15 protein-coding genes and 1 riboswitch are annotated in these 14,601 nt (G+C 70.6%); of the genes, 11 read left to right on the top strand and 4 right to left on the bottom strand.

Annotation, left to right across the window (positions count from 1 at the left end):
* Nucleotides 1–40: 40 nt before the first annotated feature.
* Nucleotides 41–442: a response regulator gene (locus tag QQS16_RS13585; RefSeq protein WP_286061910.1), complete on the bottom strand. Its 402-nt coding sequence runs from the start codon at nucleotides 440–442 to the stop codon at nucleotides 41–43.
* Between the two features lie 190 nt (nucleotides 443–632).
* On the opposite strand from QQS16_RS13585, the gene ctaE reads away from it, so the two are divergent.
* The 6 genes from ctaE to QQS16_RS13555 all read left to right on the top strand — a co-directional run bounded on the left by ctaE (nucleotide 633) and on the right by QQS16_RS13555 (nucleotide 7,729).
* Nucleotides 633–1,253, top strand: a complete 621-nt coding sequence (gene ctaE, locus QQS16_RS13580; RefSeq protein ID WP_286061909.1) for an aa3-type cytochrome oxidase subunit III — start codon at nucleotides 633–635, stop codon at nucleotides 1,251–1,253.
* Between the two features lie 63 nt (nucleotides 1,254–1,316).
* Nucleotides 1,317–2,126, top strand: coding sequence for a cytochrome bc1 complex diheme cytochrome c subunit (qcrC, locus tag QQS16_RS13575; protein WP_286061908.1), 810 nt, complete (start codon nucleotides 1,317–1,319; stop codon nucleotides 2,124–2,126).
* Nucleotides 2,123–3,181: a cytochrome bc1 complex Rieske iron-sulfur subunit gene (gene qcrA / locus QQS16_RS13570; RefSeq protein WP_286061907.1), complete on the top strand. Its 1,059-nt coding sequence runs from the start codon at nucleotides 2,123–2,125 to the stop codon at nucleotides 3,179–3,181. Before qcrC ends, qcrA begins: the two co-directional genes overlap by 4 nt.
* Nucleotides 3,178–4,815, top strand: a complete 1,638-nt coding sequence (qcrB, locus tag QQS16_RS13565; protein ID WP_286061906.1) for a cytochrome bc1 complex cytochrome b subunit — start codon at nucleotides 3,178–3,180, stop codon at nucleotides 4,813–4,815. The genes qcrA and qcrB overlap by 4 nt, the downstream gene beginning before the upstream one ends.
* A gap of 135 nt (nucleotides 4,816–4,950) precedes the next feature.
* Nucleotides 4,951–6,015: an anthranilate phosphoribosyltransferase gene (trpD, locus tag QQS16_RS13560; protein ID WP_286061905.1), complete on the top strand. Its 1,065-nt coding sequence runs from the start codon at nucleotides 4,951–4,953 to the stop codon at nucleotides 6,013–6,015.
* Nucleotides 6,016–6,088: 73 nt separating this feature from the next.
* Nucleotides 6,089–6,205, top strand: a riboswitch (SAM riboswitch).
* 159 nt (nucleotides 6,206–6,364) lie between these two features.
* On the top strand, nucleotides 6,365–7,729 hold the full coding sequence (locus QQS16_RS13555) for an aminotransferase class V-fold PLP-dependent enzyme (RefSeq protein WP_286061904.1): 1,365 nt from the start codon (nucleotides 6,365–6,367) through the stop codon (nucleotides 7,727–7,729).
* Nucleotides 7,730–7,778: 49 nt separating this feature from the next.
* Here the strand turns inward: QQS16_RS13555 and QQS16_RS13550 are convergent, their stop codons facing one another.
* Complete coding sequence (locus QQS16_RS13550) at nucleotides 7,779–8,060, bottom strand: Lrp/AsnC family transcriptional regulator (protein WP_286061903.1); 282 nt, start codon at nucleotides 8,058–8,060, stop codon at nucleotides 7,779–7,781.
* Entirely contained in the window at nucleotides 8,057–8,800 is a 744-nt protein-coding gene (locus tag QQS16_RS13545) for a rhomboid family intramembrane serine protease (protein WP_286061902.1), read from the bottom strand. Before QQS16_RS13545 ends, QQS16_RS13550 begins: the two co-directional genes overlap by 4 nt.
* Nucleotides 8,801–8,956: 156 nt before the next feature.
* Here QQS16_RS13545 and QQS16_RS13540 point away from each other — a divergent pair, with 156 nt between their 5' ends.
* The 5 genes from QQS16_RS13540 to QQS16_RS13520 all read left to right on the top strand — a co-directional run bounded on the left by QQS16_RS13540 (nucleotide 8,957) and on the right by QQS16_RS13520 (nucleotide 14,277).
* A complete protein-coding gene (locus QQS16_RS13540) occupies nucleotides 8,957–9,196 on the top strand; it encodes a hypothetical protein (RefSeq protein WP_055541554.1) in 240 nt (79 codons plus the stop codon).
* A 34-nt stretch (nucleotides 9,197–9,230) separates the two neighbouring features.
* Complete coding sequence (locus QQS16_RS13535) at nucleotides 9,231–10,574, top strand: NYN domain-containing protein (RefSeq protein WP_286061901.1); 1,344 nt, start codon at nucleotides 9,231–9,233, stop codon at nucleotides 10,572–10,574.
* A gap of 211 nt (nucleotides 10,575–10,785) precedes the next feature.
* Nucleotides 10,786–11,826: a C40 family peptidase gene (locus tag QQS16_RS13530; protein WP_286061900.1), complete on the top strand. Its 1,041-nt coding sequence runs from the start codon at nucleotides 10,786–10,788 to the stop codon at nucleotides 11,824–11,826.
* Nucleotides 11,827–12,028: 202 nt separating this feature from the next.
* The gene (locus QQS16_RS13525) at nucleotides 12,029–13,051 is read left to right on the top strand and encodes a C40 family peptidase (RefSeq protein ID WP_286061899.1); all 1,023 of its coding nucleotides are present in this window, start codon (nucleotides 12,029–12,031) and stop codon (nucleotides 13,049–13,051) included.
* 32 nt (nucleotides 13,052–13,083) lie between these two features.
* Nucleotides 13,084–14,277 carry a hypothetical protein gene (locus QQS16_RS13520; RefSeq protein WP_286061898.1) on the top strand — a complete coding sequence of 398 codons (1,194 nt, stop codon included), beginning with the start codon at nucleotides 13,084–13,086 and terminating at the stop codon, nucleotides 14,275–14,277.
* On the opposite strand, the gene QQS16_RS13515 is transcribed toward QQS16_RS13520, so the two are convergent.
* Entirely contained in the window at nucleotides 14,265–14,600 is a 336-nt protein-coding gene (locus QQS16_RS13515; protein ID WP_286061897.1) for a hypothetical protein, read from the bottom strand. The two genes, QQS16_RS13520 and QQS16_RS13515, sit on opposite strands and share 13 nt — an antisense overlap.
* Nucleotide 14,601: the final 1 nt, after the last annotated feature.

Here is a 14,601-nt window from a genome sequence, read left to right as displayed (position 1 = left end):
GCCGCCCCGGACCCTCCGGCCGCCGGGCCGGGGCCGCGCGCTAGGCGCTCAGAGCCTTCCGCGTCCGCAGCAGCGAGGCCAGGGCCGCCGCGAACTCCACCGGATCCACCGGAAGCGTCACCGCCGCCTCCGCCCGGCTCCAGGTGGCCAGCCACGCGTCCTGCGGGCGCCCGATCAGCAGCAGCACCGGCGGGCAGTCGAAGACCTCGTCCTTGATCTGTCGGCACATCCCCATGCCGCCCATCGGCACGGCCTCGCCGTCCAGGACGCAGACGTCGATCCCGCCCTTGTCCAGCTCCTTGAGCACGGCCGCCGGAGTCGCGCACTCCAGGAACTCGACCGCGGGGACGTCGGGAGCGGGCCGGCGCCCGGTGGCCAACCGCACCTGCTCGCGGGTGTTGGAGTCGTCGCTGTAGACCAGCACCGTGGCGGTCGGCTGCATGCTTCCTCCGTGACATCGGCGTCGTACGGACTGCGGACGGGCCAAGCCCGATGCCGCGGATGCTACTCCCTCCCGCAGCCCGTCGACAGCTGCGGGAACACCGGTTCCGTGGGCCATCCGGGCAGTACACACGGTACGAACACTCCGAACGGCACCCCCGGGAGTACGGGCGAGATAAGCGACCGACATAATGTCGGTCGTGGCGACAGCAACGACAGTAGATACCGGGCACGCGCACCCGTCGGTCAACCGGCCGAACCTCACCAGCGTCGGAACCATCATCTGGCTGAGTTCCGAGCTGATGTTCTTCGCGGCCCTCTTCGCGATGTACTTCACCCTGCGATCGGTGACGGGTCCCGATCACTGGAAGGAAATGGCGTCCGCGCTGAACTTCCCGTTCTCCGCGGCCAACACCACGATCCTGGTGCTCTCCTCCCTGACCTGCCAGCTCGGCGTCTTCGCCGCCGAGCGCGGGGACGTGAAGAAGCTCCGGATGTGGTTCATCGTCACCTTCATCATGGGGGCGATCTTCATCGGCGGTCAGGTGTACGAGTACACCGAACTGGTCAAGCACGAGGGCCTCTCGCTCTCGTCCGACCCGTACGGCTCGGTCTTCTACCTGACGACCGGCTTCCACGGTCTGCACGTGACGGGCGGTCTCATCGCCTTCCTGCTGGTCCTCGGCCGCACCTACGCGGCCCGGAGGTTCACCCACGAGCAGGCGACCGCCGCGATCGTCGTGTCCTACTACTGGCACTTCGTCGATGTGGTCTGGATCGGCCTCTTCGCCACGATCTACATGATCAAGTAGCCGGGCCTGTTCCCGCACGTCCCAGAAGCATCGACGCTGAAGATCCTGACACCGGGGTAATCCGTGAAAAAGCTCTCCGCACGACGACGCCACCCGCTGGCAGCGTTCGTCGTCCTACTCATCGCGCTGGCGGCCACTGGGGTGCTGTTCACCGCCTTCGCGCCGACGAAAGAGGCGCGGGCCGATGAAACCGCCCAGTCCCTGGCCATCGACGAGGGCAAGAAGCTCTACGCCGTAGGCTGCGCCAGCTGCCACGGCACCGGCGGTCAGGGCACCACCGACGGTCCGAGCCTCGTGGGCGTGGGCGCGGCCTCCGTCGACTTCCAGGTGGGCACCGGCCGTATGCCGGCCCAGCAGCCGGGCGCGCAGGTACCGAAGAAGAAGAACATCTACTCGCAGGCCGAGATCGACCAGCTGGCCGCGTACATCTCCTCGCTGGGTGCCGGTCCGAACGTCCCGACCGACGAGCAGCTCGACACCGAGGGTGCCGACCTCGCCAAGGGCGGTGACCTGTTCCGCACCAACTGCGCGCAGTGCCACAATTTCACCGGCAAGGGCGGCGCGCTGACGCACGGCAAGTACGCACCGGATCTCGAGGGCGTCAGTGCGAAGCACATCTACGAGGCCATGCAGACCGGCCCGCAGAACATGCCGTCCTTCCCCGACACCACACTGTCGGAGCAGAACAAGAAGGACATCATCGCGTACCTGAACGAGGTCAACGGCGACGAGAGCAAGAGCCCCGGCGGCCTGGAACTGGGCGGACTCGGTCCGGTCAGCGAGGGTCTGTTCGGCTGGATCTTCGGTCTCGGTGGACTGATCGCCGTCGCCGTGTGGGTCGCCGCCCGGACCGCAAAGGCCAAGAGGTCATGAGCACCCAAGACATTCCAGAAGAGAACCTGCCCGCAGAGCAGGACCACGCGCACGGCGCGGTCGGCGTCGCCGACGAGAAGAACCCGTTCGCCGACCCCGGTCTGCCGCCTCACGAGCACCGGATCCAGGACATCGACGAGCGGGCCGCCAGGCGGTCCGAGCGCGCGGTCGCCGGGATGTTCACGCTGTCGATGCTGGCCACCGTCGCCTTCATCGCCGCGTTCGTGACGATCCCGGTCGACAAGTCGGTCTACATCTTCATGCTGGGCCATGTCAGCGCGCTGAACGTCGCGCTCGGCGTGACCCTCGGCATCGCGCTGTTCGCCATCGGCGCGGGTGCGGTCCACTGGGCCCGCACCCTGATGTCCGACGAGGAGATGGCTGACGAGCGTCACCCGATCGAGGCGTCGCCCGAGGTCCGCGAGAAGGTGTTCGCGGACTTCAAGCAGGGTGCCAAGGAGTCCGCGCTCGGCCGCCGCAAGCTGATCCGCAACACGATGCTCGGCGCGCTCACCCTGGTGCCGCTGTCCGGTGTCGTCCTGCTGCGCGACCTCGGCCCGCTGCCCGGGACCAAGCTCCGGCACACCCTGTGGTCCAAGGGCAAGCTGCTCGTCAACATGAACACCAACCAGCCGCTGCGTCCCTCGGACGTCGTGGTCGGCTCCCTCACCTTCGCCAAGCCCGAGGGCCTGGAGGAGCACGACCACGAGTTCCAGAACGAGATCGCCAAGGCAGCCCTGATGATCATCCGGATCGAGCCGGACGACATCAAGGACAAGCGCGAGCTCGAGTGGTCGCACGAGGGCATCGTCGCGTACTCGAAGATCTGCACCCACGTCGGTTGCCCTATCTCCCTGTACGAGCAGCAGACGCACCACGTGCTCTGCCCCTGCCACCAGTCCACCTTCGACCTCTCCGACGGTGCCCGGGTGATCTTCGGCCCCGCCGGTCACGCCCTGCCGCAGCTCCGCATCGGCGTGAACGACGAGGGCTATCTCCAGGCGCTCGGCGACTTCGACGAGCCCGTCGGCCCTGCCTTCTGGGAGCGCGGATGAGCACCAACGAGAACACCCAGTCCCGCGACCGCGGGAAGGCGCCGGCCGGCGAGCGCGTCGCCGACTGGGCCGACGGCCGGCTCGGGATCTACTCCCTGGCCAAGGCCAACATGCGCAAGATCTTCCCGGACCACTGGTCCTTCATGCTCGGTGAGATCTGCCTCTACAGCTTCATCATCATCATCCTCACGGGTGTGTACCTGACGCTGTTCTTCCACCCGTCGATGAACGAGGTGGAGTACCACGGCAGTTACGTCCCGCTTCAGGGCCAGCTGATGTCGGAGGCCTTCGCCTCCACGCTGGACATCAGCTTCGACGTCCGCGGTGGTCTGCTCATCCGGCAGATCCACCACTGGGCGGCGGTCATCTTCCTCGCCGGCATGTTCGTGCACATGATGCGCGTCTTCTTCACCGGCGCGTTCCGCAAGCCGCGCGAGGTCAACTGGCTCTTCGGCTTCCTGCTGTTCGTCCTCGGCATGTTCACCGGGTTCACCGGTTACTCGCTCCCGGACGACCTGCTCTCGGGAACCGGTGTCCGCTTCACCCAGGGCGCGATCCTGTCGGTCCCGATCGTCGGCACGTACATCTCGATGTTCCTGTTCGGCGGAGAGTTCCCCGGCACGGACTTCGTCGCCCGGTTCTACTCGATCCACATCCTGCTGCTGCCGGGCATCATGCTCGGGCTCGTGGTCGGCCACCTGATCCTGGTCTTCTACCACAAGCACACGCAGTTCGCGGGTGCCGGACGGACCAACAAGAACGTCGTCGGCATGCCGCTGCTGCCGGTCTACATGGCCAAGGCCGGAGGCTTCTTCTTCCTCGTCTTCGGTTTCATCGCCCTCATCGCCGGTATCGCGTCCATCAACCCGATCTGGGTCCTGGGGCCGTACCGACCGGACCAGGTCTCGACGGGCGCCCAGCCCGACTGGTACATGGGCTTCGCCGAGGGACTGATCCGGGCCATGCCGGGCTGGGAGATCGACTTCTGGGGACACACGCTCGTCCTCGGCGTGTTCATCCCCCTGGTGCTGTTCGGTGTCTTCCTCATGATGATCGCGCTGTACCCGTTCATCGAGGCATGGGTCACCGGGGACAAGCGCGAGCACCACATCCTGGACCGGCCGCGCAACGCCCCGACCCGCACCGCCTTCGGTGTCGCGTGGGTCACCGGCTACATGATCATGCTGATCGGTGGTGGCAACGACATCTTCGCCACCCACTTCCATCTGTCGATCAACGCGGTGACCTGGTTCGTCCGGATCGGATTCTTCGTCGGCCCGGTCCTGGCGTTCATCCTCACCAAGCGGATCTGCCTCGGCCTCCAGCGCCGGGACAAGGACAAGGTGCTGCACGGCCGCGAGTCGGGCATCATCAAGCGCCTGCCGCACGGTGAGTTCATCGAGGTGCACGAGCCGCTCAGCCAGGAGCAGCTGTACACGCTCACCGCGCACGAGCAGTACCAGCCGCTCGCGATCGGCCCGACGGTCGACGTGAACGGTGTCGAGCGCAAGGTGAAGGGCTCCGAGAAGCTGCGCGCCAAGCTGAGCGAGGCGTACTACGGCGAGGAGAGCCAGGTCGCCAAGCCGACCGTCGAGGAGTACAAGGAGATCACGAGCGGCCACGGCCACCACTGATCACCGCGTCGCCACACCACGGCAAGGGCCCCCGTCCGGTCTTCGGACGGGGGCCCTTCGCCGTGCCCGGCGCTGGATAGGGTGGACCCGACGAGAACGGGTGTCCCGGGACCGGGACCGAACCAGGAGCGGCTTATGAGCGCTGTGACCCCCGCTGGAGGCGACACCGCGGCGGGCCGTTCCTGGCCCGAGGTGCTGAACGCCCTGCTGTACGGCCGTGACCAGGGTGCCGACGCCACCGCCTGGGCGATGGACCGGATCCTGCGCGGCGAGGCGACCGACGCGCAGATCGCCGGGTTCGTGGTGGCCCTGCGGGCCAAGGGCGAGACCGTCGAGGAGATCACCGGACTGGTCCGCACGATGTACGAGCACGCGAACGTGATCGAGGTGCCGGGCGCGACCGTCGACATCGTCGGTACCGGCGGCGACGGCGCGAAGACGGTCAACATCTCCACCATGGCCTCCATCGTCGTGGCCGGCACGGGCGCCAAGGTCGTCAAGCACGGCAACCGGGCGGCGTCCTCCGCGTCCGGGGCCTCCGACGTGCTGGAGAAGCTCGGGGTCAACCTGGAGCTGACGCCGCGGCGGGTGGCCGAGGTCGCCGAGGAGGCCGGGATCACCTTCTGCTTCGCGATCAAGTTCCACCCGGCGCTGCGCCACGCGGGCGCCGCACGCGGCCAGTTGGGCATCCGCACGGTGTTCAACGTGCTCGGTCCGCTGACCAACCCGGCCAGGGTGCGCTCGCAGGCCGTCGGGGTCGCGGACCCGCGGATGGCGCCGATCGTCGCGGGCGTCTTCGCCGAACGCGGCAACTCCTCCCTGGTGTTCCGCGGCGACGACGGCCTCGACGAGCTGACCACCACGGCCACCTCCCACGTCTGGGTGGTCCGGGACGGCAAGGTCACCGAGGAGAGCTTCGACCCGCGGGACGCCGGCCTCGACCTGGTCCCGGTGGAGGCGCTGCGCGGCGCGGACGCGGCGTACAACGCGGAGGTCGCGCGGCGGCTGCTGGACGGCGAGAGGGGCCCGGTGCGGGACGCCGTCCTGCTGAACTCGGCGGCCGCGCTGGTGGCGCTGGAGCCGGGGGACGGACCGCTGGCCGAGCAGATCCGGGCCGGCATGGAGAAGGCCGCCGAGTCCATCGACTCGGGAGCGGCGAAGCGGACGCTGGAGCGCTGGGTGGCGGTCAGCAACGCGTAGCGGCCGTACGGGATGTCCCGCGATCCGGACACGGGTTGCGGGATCCCGATCACCTCACGTACGTTTCCGCACAGGTCATGAGTGACAGTCATGAGGCCCCGGCCGACTGTCCGGCAACCCTCCGTCCGTGGCGGGGTGCCCCGGGTGAAGACCAGGCCGCAGGCAGCGAGGTCTGCGGCAAGCGCGGGCCCCTCACGAATCCAGGGGTCCTGGTCGTCGAGGAGCCTTCCGTGAGCAAGCGAATGCGATAGGGCCGCAGAGCCCCGCCTCCGCACACCCTTTTCACCTTTCCGCGCCGAGCCCTGTCCGCGCGCGTCGTGATCCCAGCTGCCTCTCACGGGAGTTCGCCATGTCTGTCTCCACCGCTGCCGTCGCCCAGTCCGTTTGTGCCCCGCTGCCCGTTCTGGGCCGGGATGTCACCGTCCCGCTCGTCACGGGCGGCGAGGTCACCTACGCGGCGCTCGACTACGCGGCCAGCGCCCCCGCCCTCCAGCGGGTCTGGGACGACGTGGCTGCCTACGCCCCCTACTACGGCAGCGTGCACCGCGGCGCCGGCTACCTCTCCCAGCTCTCCACCGACCTGTTCGAGAACGCCCGCAGGACCGTCACCGAGTTCCTGGACTGCCGCGCCGACGACCAGCTGGTCTTCACCCGGTCCACCACGGACTCCCTCAACCTGCTCGCCGCCGCGCTCCCGGCCGGCTGCCAGGTCTTCGTCTTCGAGACCGAGCACCACGCCTCGCTGCTGCCCTGGCAGAACACCCCGGTCACCTACCTCGACGCTCCGCGCACCCCCGGCCAGGCCGTGGCCACCCTGGAGCGCGCGCTCGCCGGCCGCGACCCGCGGGGCCCGGCCCTGGTCTGTGTCACCGGCGCCTCCAACGTCACCGGCGAGCTGTGGCCCGTACGGGAACTGGCCGCCGCCGCGCACGCCCACGGCGCCCGGATCGTCCTGGACGCCGCGCAGCTGGCCCCGCACCACCCGGTCTCCGTGCGGGATCTCGACGTGGACTGGGTCGCCTTCTCCGGGCACAAGCTGTACGCCCCCTTCGGCTCCGGCGTGCTGGCCGGCCGCGCCGACTGGCTGCGGGAGGCGGACCCGTACCTCGCGGGCGGCGGCGCCAGCCGCCGGGTCACGCGCCGCGAGGACGGGGGAGTGGACGTGCAGTGGCACGAGAGCGCCGCCCGGCACGAGGCCGGCTCACCGAACGTCATCGGCGCCTATGCCATCGCCTCCGCCTGCAAGGCGCTCGCCGAGGCCGGCTTCGACACCCTGGTCGCCCGCGAGCGGCAGCTGATCGAGCGGGTCCGCTCGGGCCTCGCCGAGGTGCCGCAGGTCAGGGTCCTGTCCCTGTTCGGGGACGACGCCCCGCGCGTCGGCGTGATCTCCTTCGTCGTCGACGGCTGGAACAGCTCCCACTTCGCCGCCGCGCTCTCCGCCGAGTACGGCATCGGCGTCCGCGACGGCCTCTTCTGCGCCCACCCGCTGCTCCGCACCCTGCTCGGCAGCGACCCCGGGACCCAGGGCGAGTGCGGCGCCCCCGAGGCCGCGCCGGGCGAGAAGTCCCTGAACGCCATTCGGGTGAGCTTCGGCGCGGGAACGCCCGACGAGCACGTGGAGCGTTTCGTCACCGCGGTGAAGGACCTGGTGACCGACGGCGCGAAGTGGAGCTACCGCACGGAGGACGGCCGCTGCGTCCCCGCGGTCGGCTGACCGGCCTGTCCGGGGGTGCGGGGAGGCGGGCCCTGGGAAACCGGGCCGGCTAGGAGTCCAGGCCGATGGCGAACGCCGCCTCCAGGTCGTGCTGCGAGTACGTCCGGAACGCGACGTGCGTGTCCGTCCCCTCCACCCCCGGGATCTTGCTGATCCGCCCGGGGATGACCTCCGCCAGATCCTCGTGCTGCGCGACCCGGACCATGGCGATCAGGTCGTACGTACCGGTGACGGAGAAGACCTCGCTCACGGAGTCCAGCGCGGCGATCGACTCCGCGATCTCGGGGATCCGGTCCACGCTGGTCTTGATGAGCACGATCGCGGTGATCACGGCTGTTTCTCTCCCTCGGGGGCCGGGGCTGGGGCGGACCTCACTTTAGTCGTACGGCGGAAACGCACCCACGCGCAGGCGAAGCCCGCCCCGAAGCCCACCAGGTGGGCCAGGTACGCCACCCCGGGGCCCTGGGACGCCCGGCCCGCCGCCAGCCACTGCAGGGCCGCCCAGAAGGGCAGCACCACCCAGGCCGGGAAGCGCAGCGGCAGGAAGAAGAGGAAGGGCAGAAGACTGGTCACCCTGGCCCTGGGGAAAAGGTAGAGGAACGCGCCGAGGGCCGCCGAGATCGCCCCGGACGCACCGACCAGGGACTGCTCGGAGTCCGCGTTGGCGGCGGCGTAGCCCAGCAGGGCGAGATAGCCGCAGCCGACGTAGAAGAGGGTGAACTGGACGCGGCCCATCCGTTCCTCGGTCATCACCCCGAAGACGTAGAGGAAGAGCATGTTGCCCAGCAGGTGCACCCAGCTGCCGTGGACGAAGAGCGCCGTGGCGGGGGTGAGGGCCGCGCGCGCCGACCCCTCGAACAGCTCGGCGGGGACCACTCCCCAGCGGTGGAAATAGGCGCGCTGCGCGGCGAGCAGCGCGTCGCCGGTGCCGTACGCCGGATGGAGGCCCGCCGCCGGGCCGGTCAGGAAGAGCAGGGAGCACACGGCGATCAGGCCGTAGGTCACCGGCGCCGGTGACGTGCGGACCGACCTGCTCACCCGGCCCGCAGTCTCGCTCCAGTTGCGGATCATGGACACAGAGCATGACGTAACGGGACGGGACGTGACGAAGTGCCTCGCCGCCGCGGACGCCCGAGCGGCGAGTGTCCGCCAGGCCGTAGGGTAACGAGCCACACGCACCGGGGAGCCCGGAGCGTCACCGACACCCGTAAGGAAAGAACAGTCACGATGACGGTTCCCCTGCCGACCGCCACGACGCGGTGGCGCTGCACGCTGTGCGGCAACCTCACTCGTTTCGACGTGACCCGCTCGTCGAAGGTCGTCGAGTACGTCCACCTCGACCTGGCCGGAGAGCCGAAGGTCGAGGAGCGCGAGGTGGTCAGTGAGACCATCGAATCGGTGCGCTGCCGCTGGTGCAACGCCGTGGACCAGGTGGAACTCGTGGATCGGCCGGGCGCCGGCTCCTGACCGGAGCCGGCCCCGCACAGGCATTGGGGTGAGGATGGTGGAGACCGCAGGCGGGGGGCCGGGCGACGGCGCCGCTGAGGTGCTCGACCGTCCGCTGCCCGACGGCGTGCGCCGCCGGGTCGTACAGATCGTCTCCGACGGTTTCGGCGGGCTGACCGTGGGCGAGCTGCCCGCGCAGCTCAGGCAGTACGCCCGGTTCGCGCCGAACCGGCGGGCCAAGTTCGCCGGCAACGCCATGGCCGCGGCGCTGGAGACCGATCCGCTGTTCCGGCAGCGCATCGGCGAGAAGTTCAGAGAGGCGCAGCCAGAGCTCTCCGGCGCTCTCGACTCCGGCTCGCCGCCCCCGGCCGCGGACCCGCTCGATGTGGCGGCCGCGGCCTATGTGCTGCGGCCCACCGACTGGGTGAAGCTCGTGACGGCGGCCGGCGAGGAGGCCCAGCGGGCCGTCGCCGAGCGGGTCGACGAGGAGAACCGGGCCGAGCTGGAGCGGCTGCGCGAGGAGCTCGACCGGGCCCGTGAGCACACCCGGACCGAGACCGAGCGGCTGCGCGCCGAGCTGGACGCGGCCAGGAAGGAAGCCGAATCCCTGCACCGCAAGCTGCGTGCCGCCCTCAGCGACGTCAAGCGGGGCGAGGCCGCCCTGCGCAAGCTGCACGGCGAGATGGACACCCTGCGCGCCGAGGGGCAGGCGCAGGTGTCCGCCGCCGAGAGCGAGACGCGCCGGCTGAAGACGCGGCTCGGAGAGGCGGAGACGGCCCTGGAGGCCACCCGCAGGGCGGCCCGCGAGGGGCGCAGCGTCGAGGACATGCGCGTACGGCTGCTCCTGGACACCCTGCTGGACGCGACCCAGGGGCTGCGCCGGGAACTCGCGCTGCCGCCCGTGTCGGTGCGGCCGGCCGAGACCGTGGACGCGGTCGAACCGGGACGGATGACGCCGAAGGACATCGCCGCGCGGGCCCTGTCCGAGAACGACCCCGCGATCGTCGACCAGCTCCTCGCGCTGCCGCAGGCCCATCTGGTCGTCGACGGCTACAACGTCACCAAGACCGGCTATCCCCAGATGCCGCTGGAGAAGCAGCGGTTGAGGCTGCTCGGGCAGCTGTCGCAGCTCGCCGCGCAGACCGGGGCCGAGGTGACGTGTGTCTTCGACGGGGCGGAGCTGGCCGCGCCGGTGCTGCTGGCGCCGCCGCGCGGGGTGCGGGTGCTGTTCTCCAAACCGGGCGTCACCGCGGACGAGTTGATTCGCCAGCTGGTGCGCGCGGAGCCGCCGGGCCGGCCCGTCATCGTCGTCTCGACCGACCGTGAGGTGGCCGACGGGGTGGCCCGGGCGGGGGCGCGGCCCGTCGCGTCCGCGGTACTTCTCAAGCGACTGTCCTGAAGGTCAACGTCCGTACGTAATGACCGAATTGGCGGAGTTGTCAGGCAACTCAGCGTCCATCGCGTCTCACTCCTTGTGAGTCAAGTGCAAAGAATGCATGGTGTGACGAGATTTTTCTCGTGAGGATTTGAACTGATCACAAGAGGGTCACTAGGGTCTGGGCTCGAACCTCCGAGCGGGTGATCACTCAAAAGAATTGGAGTTCACCTCCGTGGCGTCCCACCGTCGACCCAAGCAACCGAGCCGTGCACGTGTGACCGTGCTGACCACCGCGGCGGCCGCCGCGGTCGCCCTGAGCTCGCAGGCCGCGAACGCCGCGCCGAGCGAGAAGCCGAGCAAGGACGAGGTCAAGGCCAAGGTCGACAAGCTCTACGAAGAGGCGGAGCAGGCCACCGAGAAGTACAACGGGGCCAAGGAGAAGCAGGAGAAGCTCCAGAAGGAGATCTCCACCATCCAGGACGACGTCGCCCGCGGCCAGGAAGAGCTCAACGAGCTGCGGGACTCCATCGGCCTGGCGGCCGCCGCCCAGTACCGCACGGGCAGCATCGACTCCTCCGTCCAGCTGTTCCTGTCCTCCGACCCGGACGACTACCTGGACAAGGCGTCCACCATGGACCAGCTGAGCGCTCAGCAGGTCGACGCCCTGAAGAAGATCCAGGAGAAGCAGCGGGAGCTGGCCCAGGACCGCTCCGAGGCCTCCGAGAAGCTCACGGACCTCGCCTCCACCCGCACCGAGCTGGGCAAGAAGAAGAAGGAAGTCCAGAGCAAGCTCGCCGAGGCGCAGAAGCTGCTCAACTCGCTGACGTCCGCCGAGAAGGCCGCGCTCGCCGCCGAGCAGGACCGCGCCAGCCGCTCCTCGAGCGAGCGTGTCGAGCTCGGCAACAGCGTCCCCGCCTCCGGCCGGGCCGCGGCCGCCTTCTCCGCCGCCCAGAGCAAGCTCGGCTCGCCGTACGTCTACGGCGCCACCGGCCCGTCCTCCTTCGACTGCTCGGGTTTGACCTCGTGGGCCTACGCGCAGGCCGGTGTCGGCATCCCGCGCACCTCGGAGGCGCAGTCCCAGTACGGCACCCGGATCACCTCGGTCGGCGACCTCCAGGTCGGCGACCTCGTGTTCTTCTTCAACGACCTGCACCACGTGGGTCTGTACGCCGGCAACGGCCAGATCATCCACGCGCCGCGCAGCGGCACGGTGGTCCGCTACGAGTCGATGGACACCATCGGCGGACCGTTCATGTGGGGCGTCCGCGTCTGATCCGGCGAACCCTGGATCGCGACGCCGCACCGCCCGAACGGGCGAATCACGACGACATGAACTGACCCCACGCCCCGCCCGTGACCTGGTCATAGGCGGGGTGTCACGTTGTGTGCCCGCGGAGGTCGTTGGTGGGGCCCCCTGCGCGGGGCTACTGTCTGCCGCGTTTCCTCGTCCGCCAGCGGAAGGAGTGCGGCTTCCCGTGGGGTCCCATCGCCGCCTTGCACCGTCCGGGTTCGACCGGGGCGCCAGTGCAGCGCTCTGTGTCATGTCAGCCGCCGCCGCGGCCTTCGGGCTCGTACCCGCCACGTCGGCCGTCGCCGCACCGCACGACGACACCCGTGCCGAGGTGGACCGTCTCTACGAGGAGGCCGAGAAGGCCACCGAGGCCTACAACAAGGCCGACGAGCGCGCCGGCTCGCTGCGCGAGGACGTCAGCGGCGCCCAGGACCGGATCGCCCGGCAGCAGCAGCACATCAACTCCATGCGGGAGACGCTCGGTTCACTGGCCGGGGCGCAGTACCGCTCCGGCGGCCTGGACCCCTCCGTCGCGCTGCTGTTCTCCGACGACCCGGACGACTACCTGGACAAGGCCGCCGTCCTCGACCGGATCAGCGTCCACCAGGCCGGGGAACTCGAGGGCCTCCAGACGGCCATGCGGGAACTCGCCCAGGAGCGCTCGGAGGCCGCTCGCAAGCTCGGCGAGCTGGAGAAGAGCCGCAAGGCCGTCGCCGCCCACAAGCGCACCGTCGAGAAGAAGCTCGCCGCGGCCCGGCAGCTGCTCAACTCCCTGCCCTCCGACGAGCGGGACGCCTACGACCGGGCCTCCCGCTCCGGCCGCGCCGACCTGCCCGGCCTCGGGGACGCCTCGGCGTCCTCGCCCCGGGCGGCGGCCGCCATCGCCGCGGCCCGCTCCGCGCTCGGCAAGCCCTACGTGTGGGGCGCCAACGGCCCCTCTGGCTTCGACTGTTCGGGCCTGACGCAGTGGTCGTACGCGCAGGCCGGGGTCTCGCTGCCGCGCACCTCGCAGGCCCAGCGGTTCGCCGGCCGGCAGGTGCCGCTCTCCCAGGCCCAGCCCGGCGACCTGGTCACCTACCGGTCCGACGCCAGCCATGTCGCGATGTACATGGGCAACGGTCAGGTCATCCACGCGCCTTACCCCGGCGCCCCCGTGCGCTACGACCCGGTGCACATGATTCCGGGCGCGACCGTCACACGGGTCTGACCGATCGCCCCGCGCCCCCGTACGATCGGCAGGTGGCAGGTCGAGGGCGGGCGTCGGGGCGCGGAATCGTGGCGTTGTGCGTGCTGCTGCTCGTGGCCCTGGTGGGCTGCGGCGGCCCGTCCGGCACCGACAGCGCGCGGACGCAGGTGCAGCGGGTGTTGGACCGGCGGGCCGGCGCGGTCATGGACCGGGACCGGGCGGCGTTCGTGCGGACCGGCGCGCTGAGCTGGTTCGAGAACCTGAGCGCGGTCCCGCTCGCCGCCTGGTCCTACCGTGTCACCGCCCTGCGCCGCACCGGCGACACGGCCACCGCCGACGCCGAACTCGACTACCGCGTCCAGGGGTACGACCGGGCCCCCGTCACCGTCGGCCGCACGCTCGACCTGTCCCTGGACGCGGGCGGGCGGTGGTACGTGGACGCCGAGCGGCCCGCCGAGAAGGCCGCGCAGCAGCTGTGGGACCAGGGCGAGGTGACCGTCGTCCGCGGAGCGCACAGCCTGGTCCTCGGGGTCGGGCAGACCGGCGAGACGCTGCACTCCTACGCGGACCTGGCGGACCGCGCGGTGCCCGCCGTGTCGGACGCGTGGGGCACGGGCTGGTCCCGGCAGGTGGTGGTGCTCGTACCGAGGTCGGTGGAGGGGATGGCGGGACTGCTCGGCTCGCCCGTGTCCGCGTACCGCGGGATCGCGGCGGTGACCACCGGTGAGACCGGCGCCCCGGCGCAGGCGCCCGCGGACCGGATCATCGTGAACCCCGACGCGTACGGCGTCCTCGGCCCGCCCGGCAAGCAGGTCGTCCTGACCCACGAGGCCACGCATGTCGCCACCCGCGCCGACACGACCCCCGCCACGCCGTTGTGGCTGTCCGAGGGGTACGCCGACTGGGTCGGCTACCGGGGCAGCGGGCGCACGTCCCGGCAGGCCGCGCCGGAGCTGGCGGAGGCCGTGTCCGCGGGCAGGGTGCCGGCCGCCCTGCCGACGGACGAGGACTTCGGGTTCAGCGGGGACGCGACCGGGCTGGCGCGGGCCTACGAGAGCGGCTGGCTGGCCTGCCGGCTGATCGCCGAGCGGTGGGGCGAGGTCCGGCTGGGCGCGTTCTACAGGGCCGTGGGGACGCATCAGCAGCGGGACGGCGCGGTGGAGGACGCGATGCGGCGGGTGCTCGGCACGACACCGGCGGAGTTCACCGCGCGGTGGCGGGCGTATCTGCTCGATCAGCTGGGCTGACCCGACTGGCCGAGGGCCTCGTCGAGCCACACCCGCTCCGCCTGGCCGGTCGCCCGGGCCACCCGGGGTCCCCTGCCGGAACCGGTCACCGGGCCTTCGGCGCCGGGCCCGGTGTCGCCCACGACGGCGCGCTGTTCCGGGCCGTGCCTGCTGCTGCCGGCCCCGGTCACCGCGGTCGGCCCGGTCTTCGAGGGCGTCGGAGGAGCGCCGGTGCGGCCGCGGGCCCGGAGCCGGACACCGCCGAGCTGTTCGTGCGGACGCTGAACCTGGCCGCTGCGGGTGACGGTGCCCGGCACGCTGGTGCGGCTGGCGCTCGCGTACACC

It is taken from the genome of Streptomyces sp. ALI-76-A, from assembly GCF_030287445.1.
Taxonomy (GTDB): Bacteria; Actinomycetota; Actinomycetes; order Streptomycetales; family Streptomycetaceae; genus Streptomyces.
The sequence above is the reverse complement of the archived record's forward strand: the minus strand, read 5'-3'. Positions and strand labels throughout refer to the sequence as shown.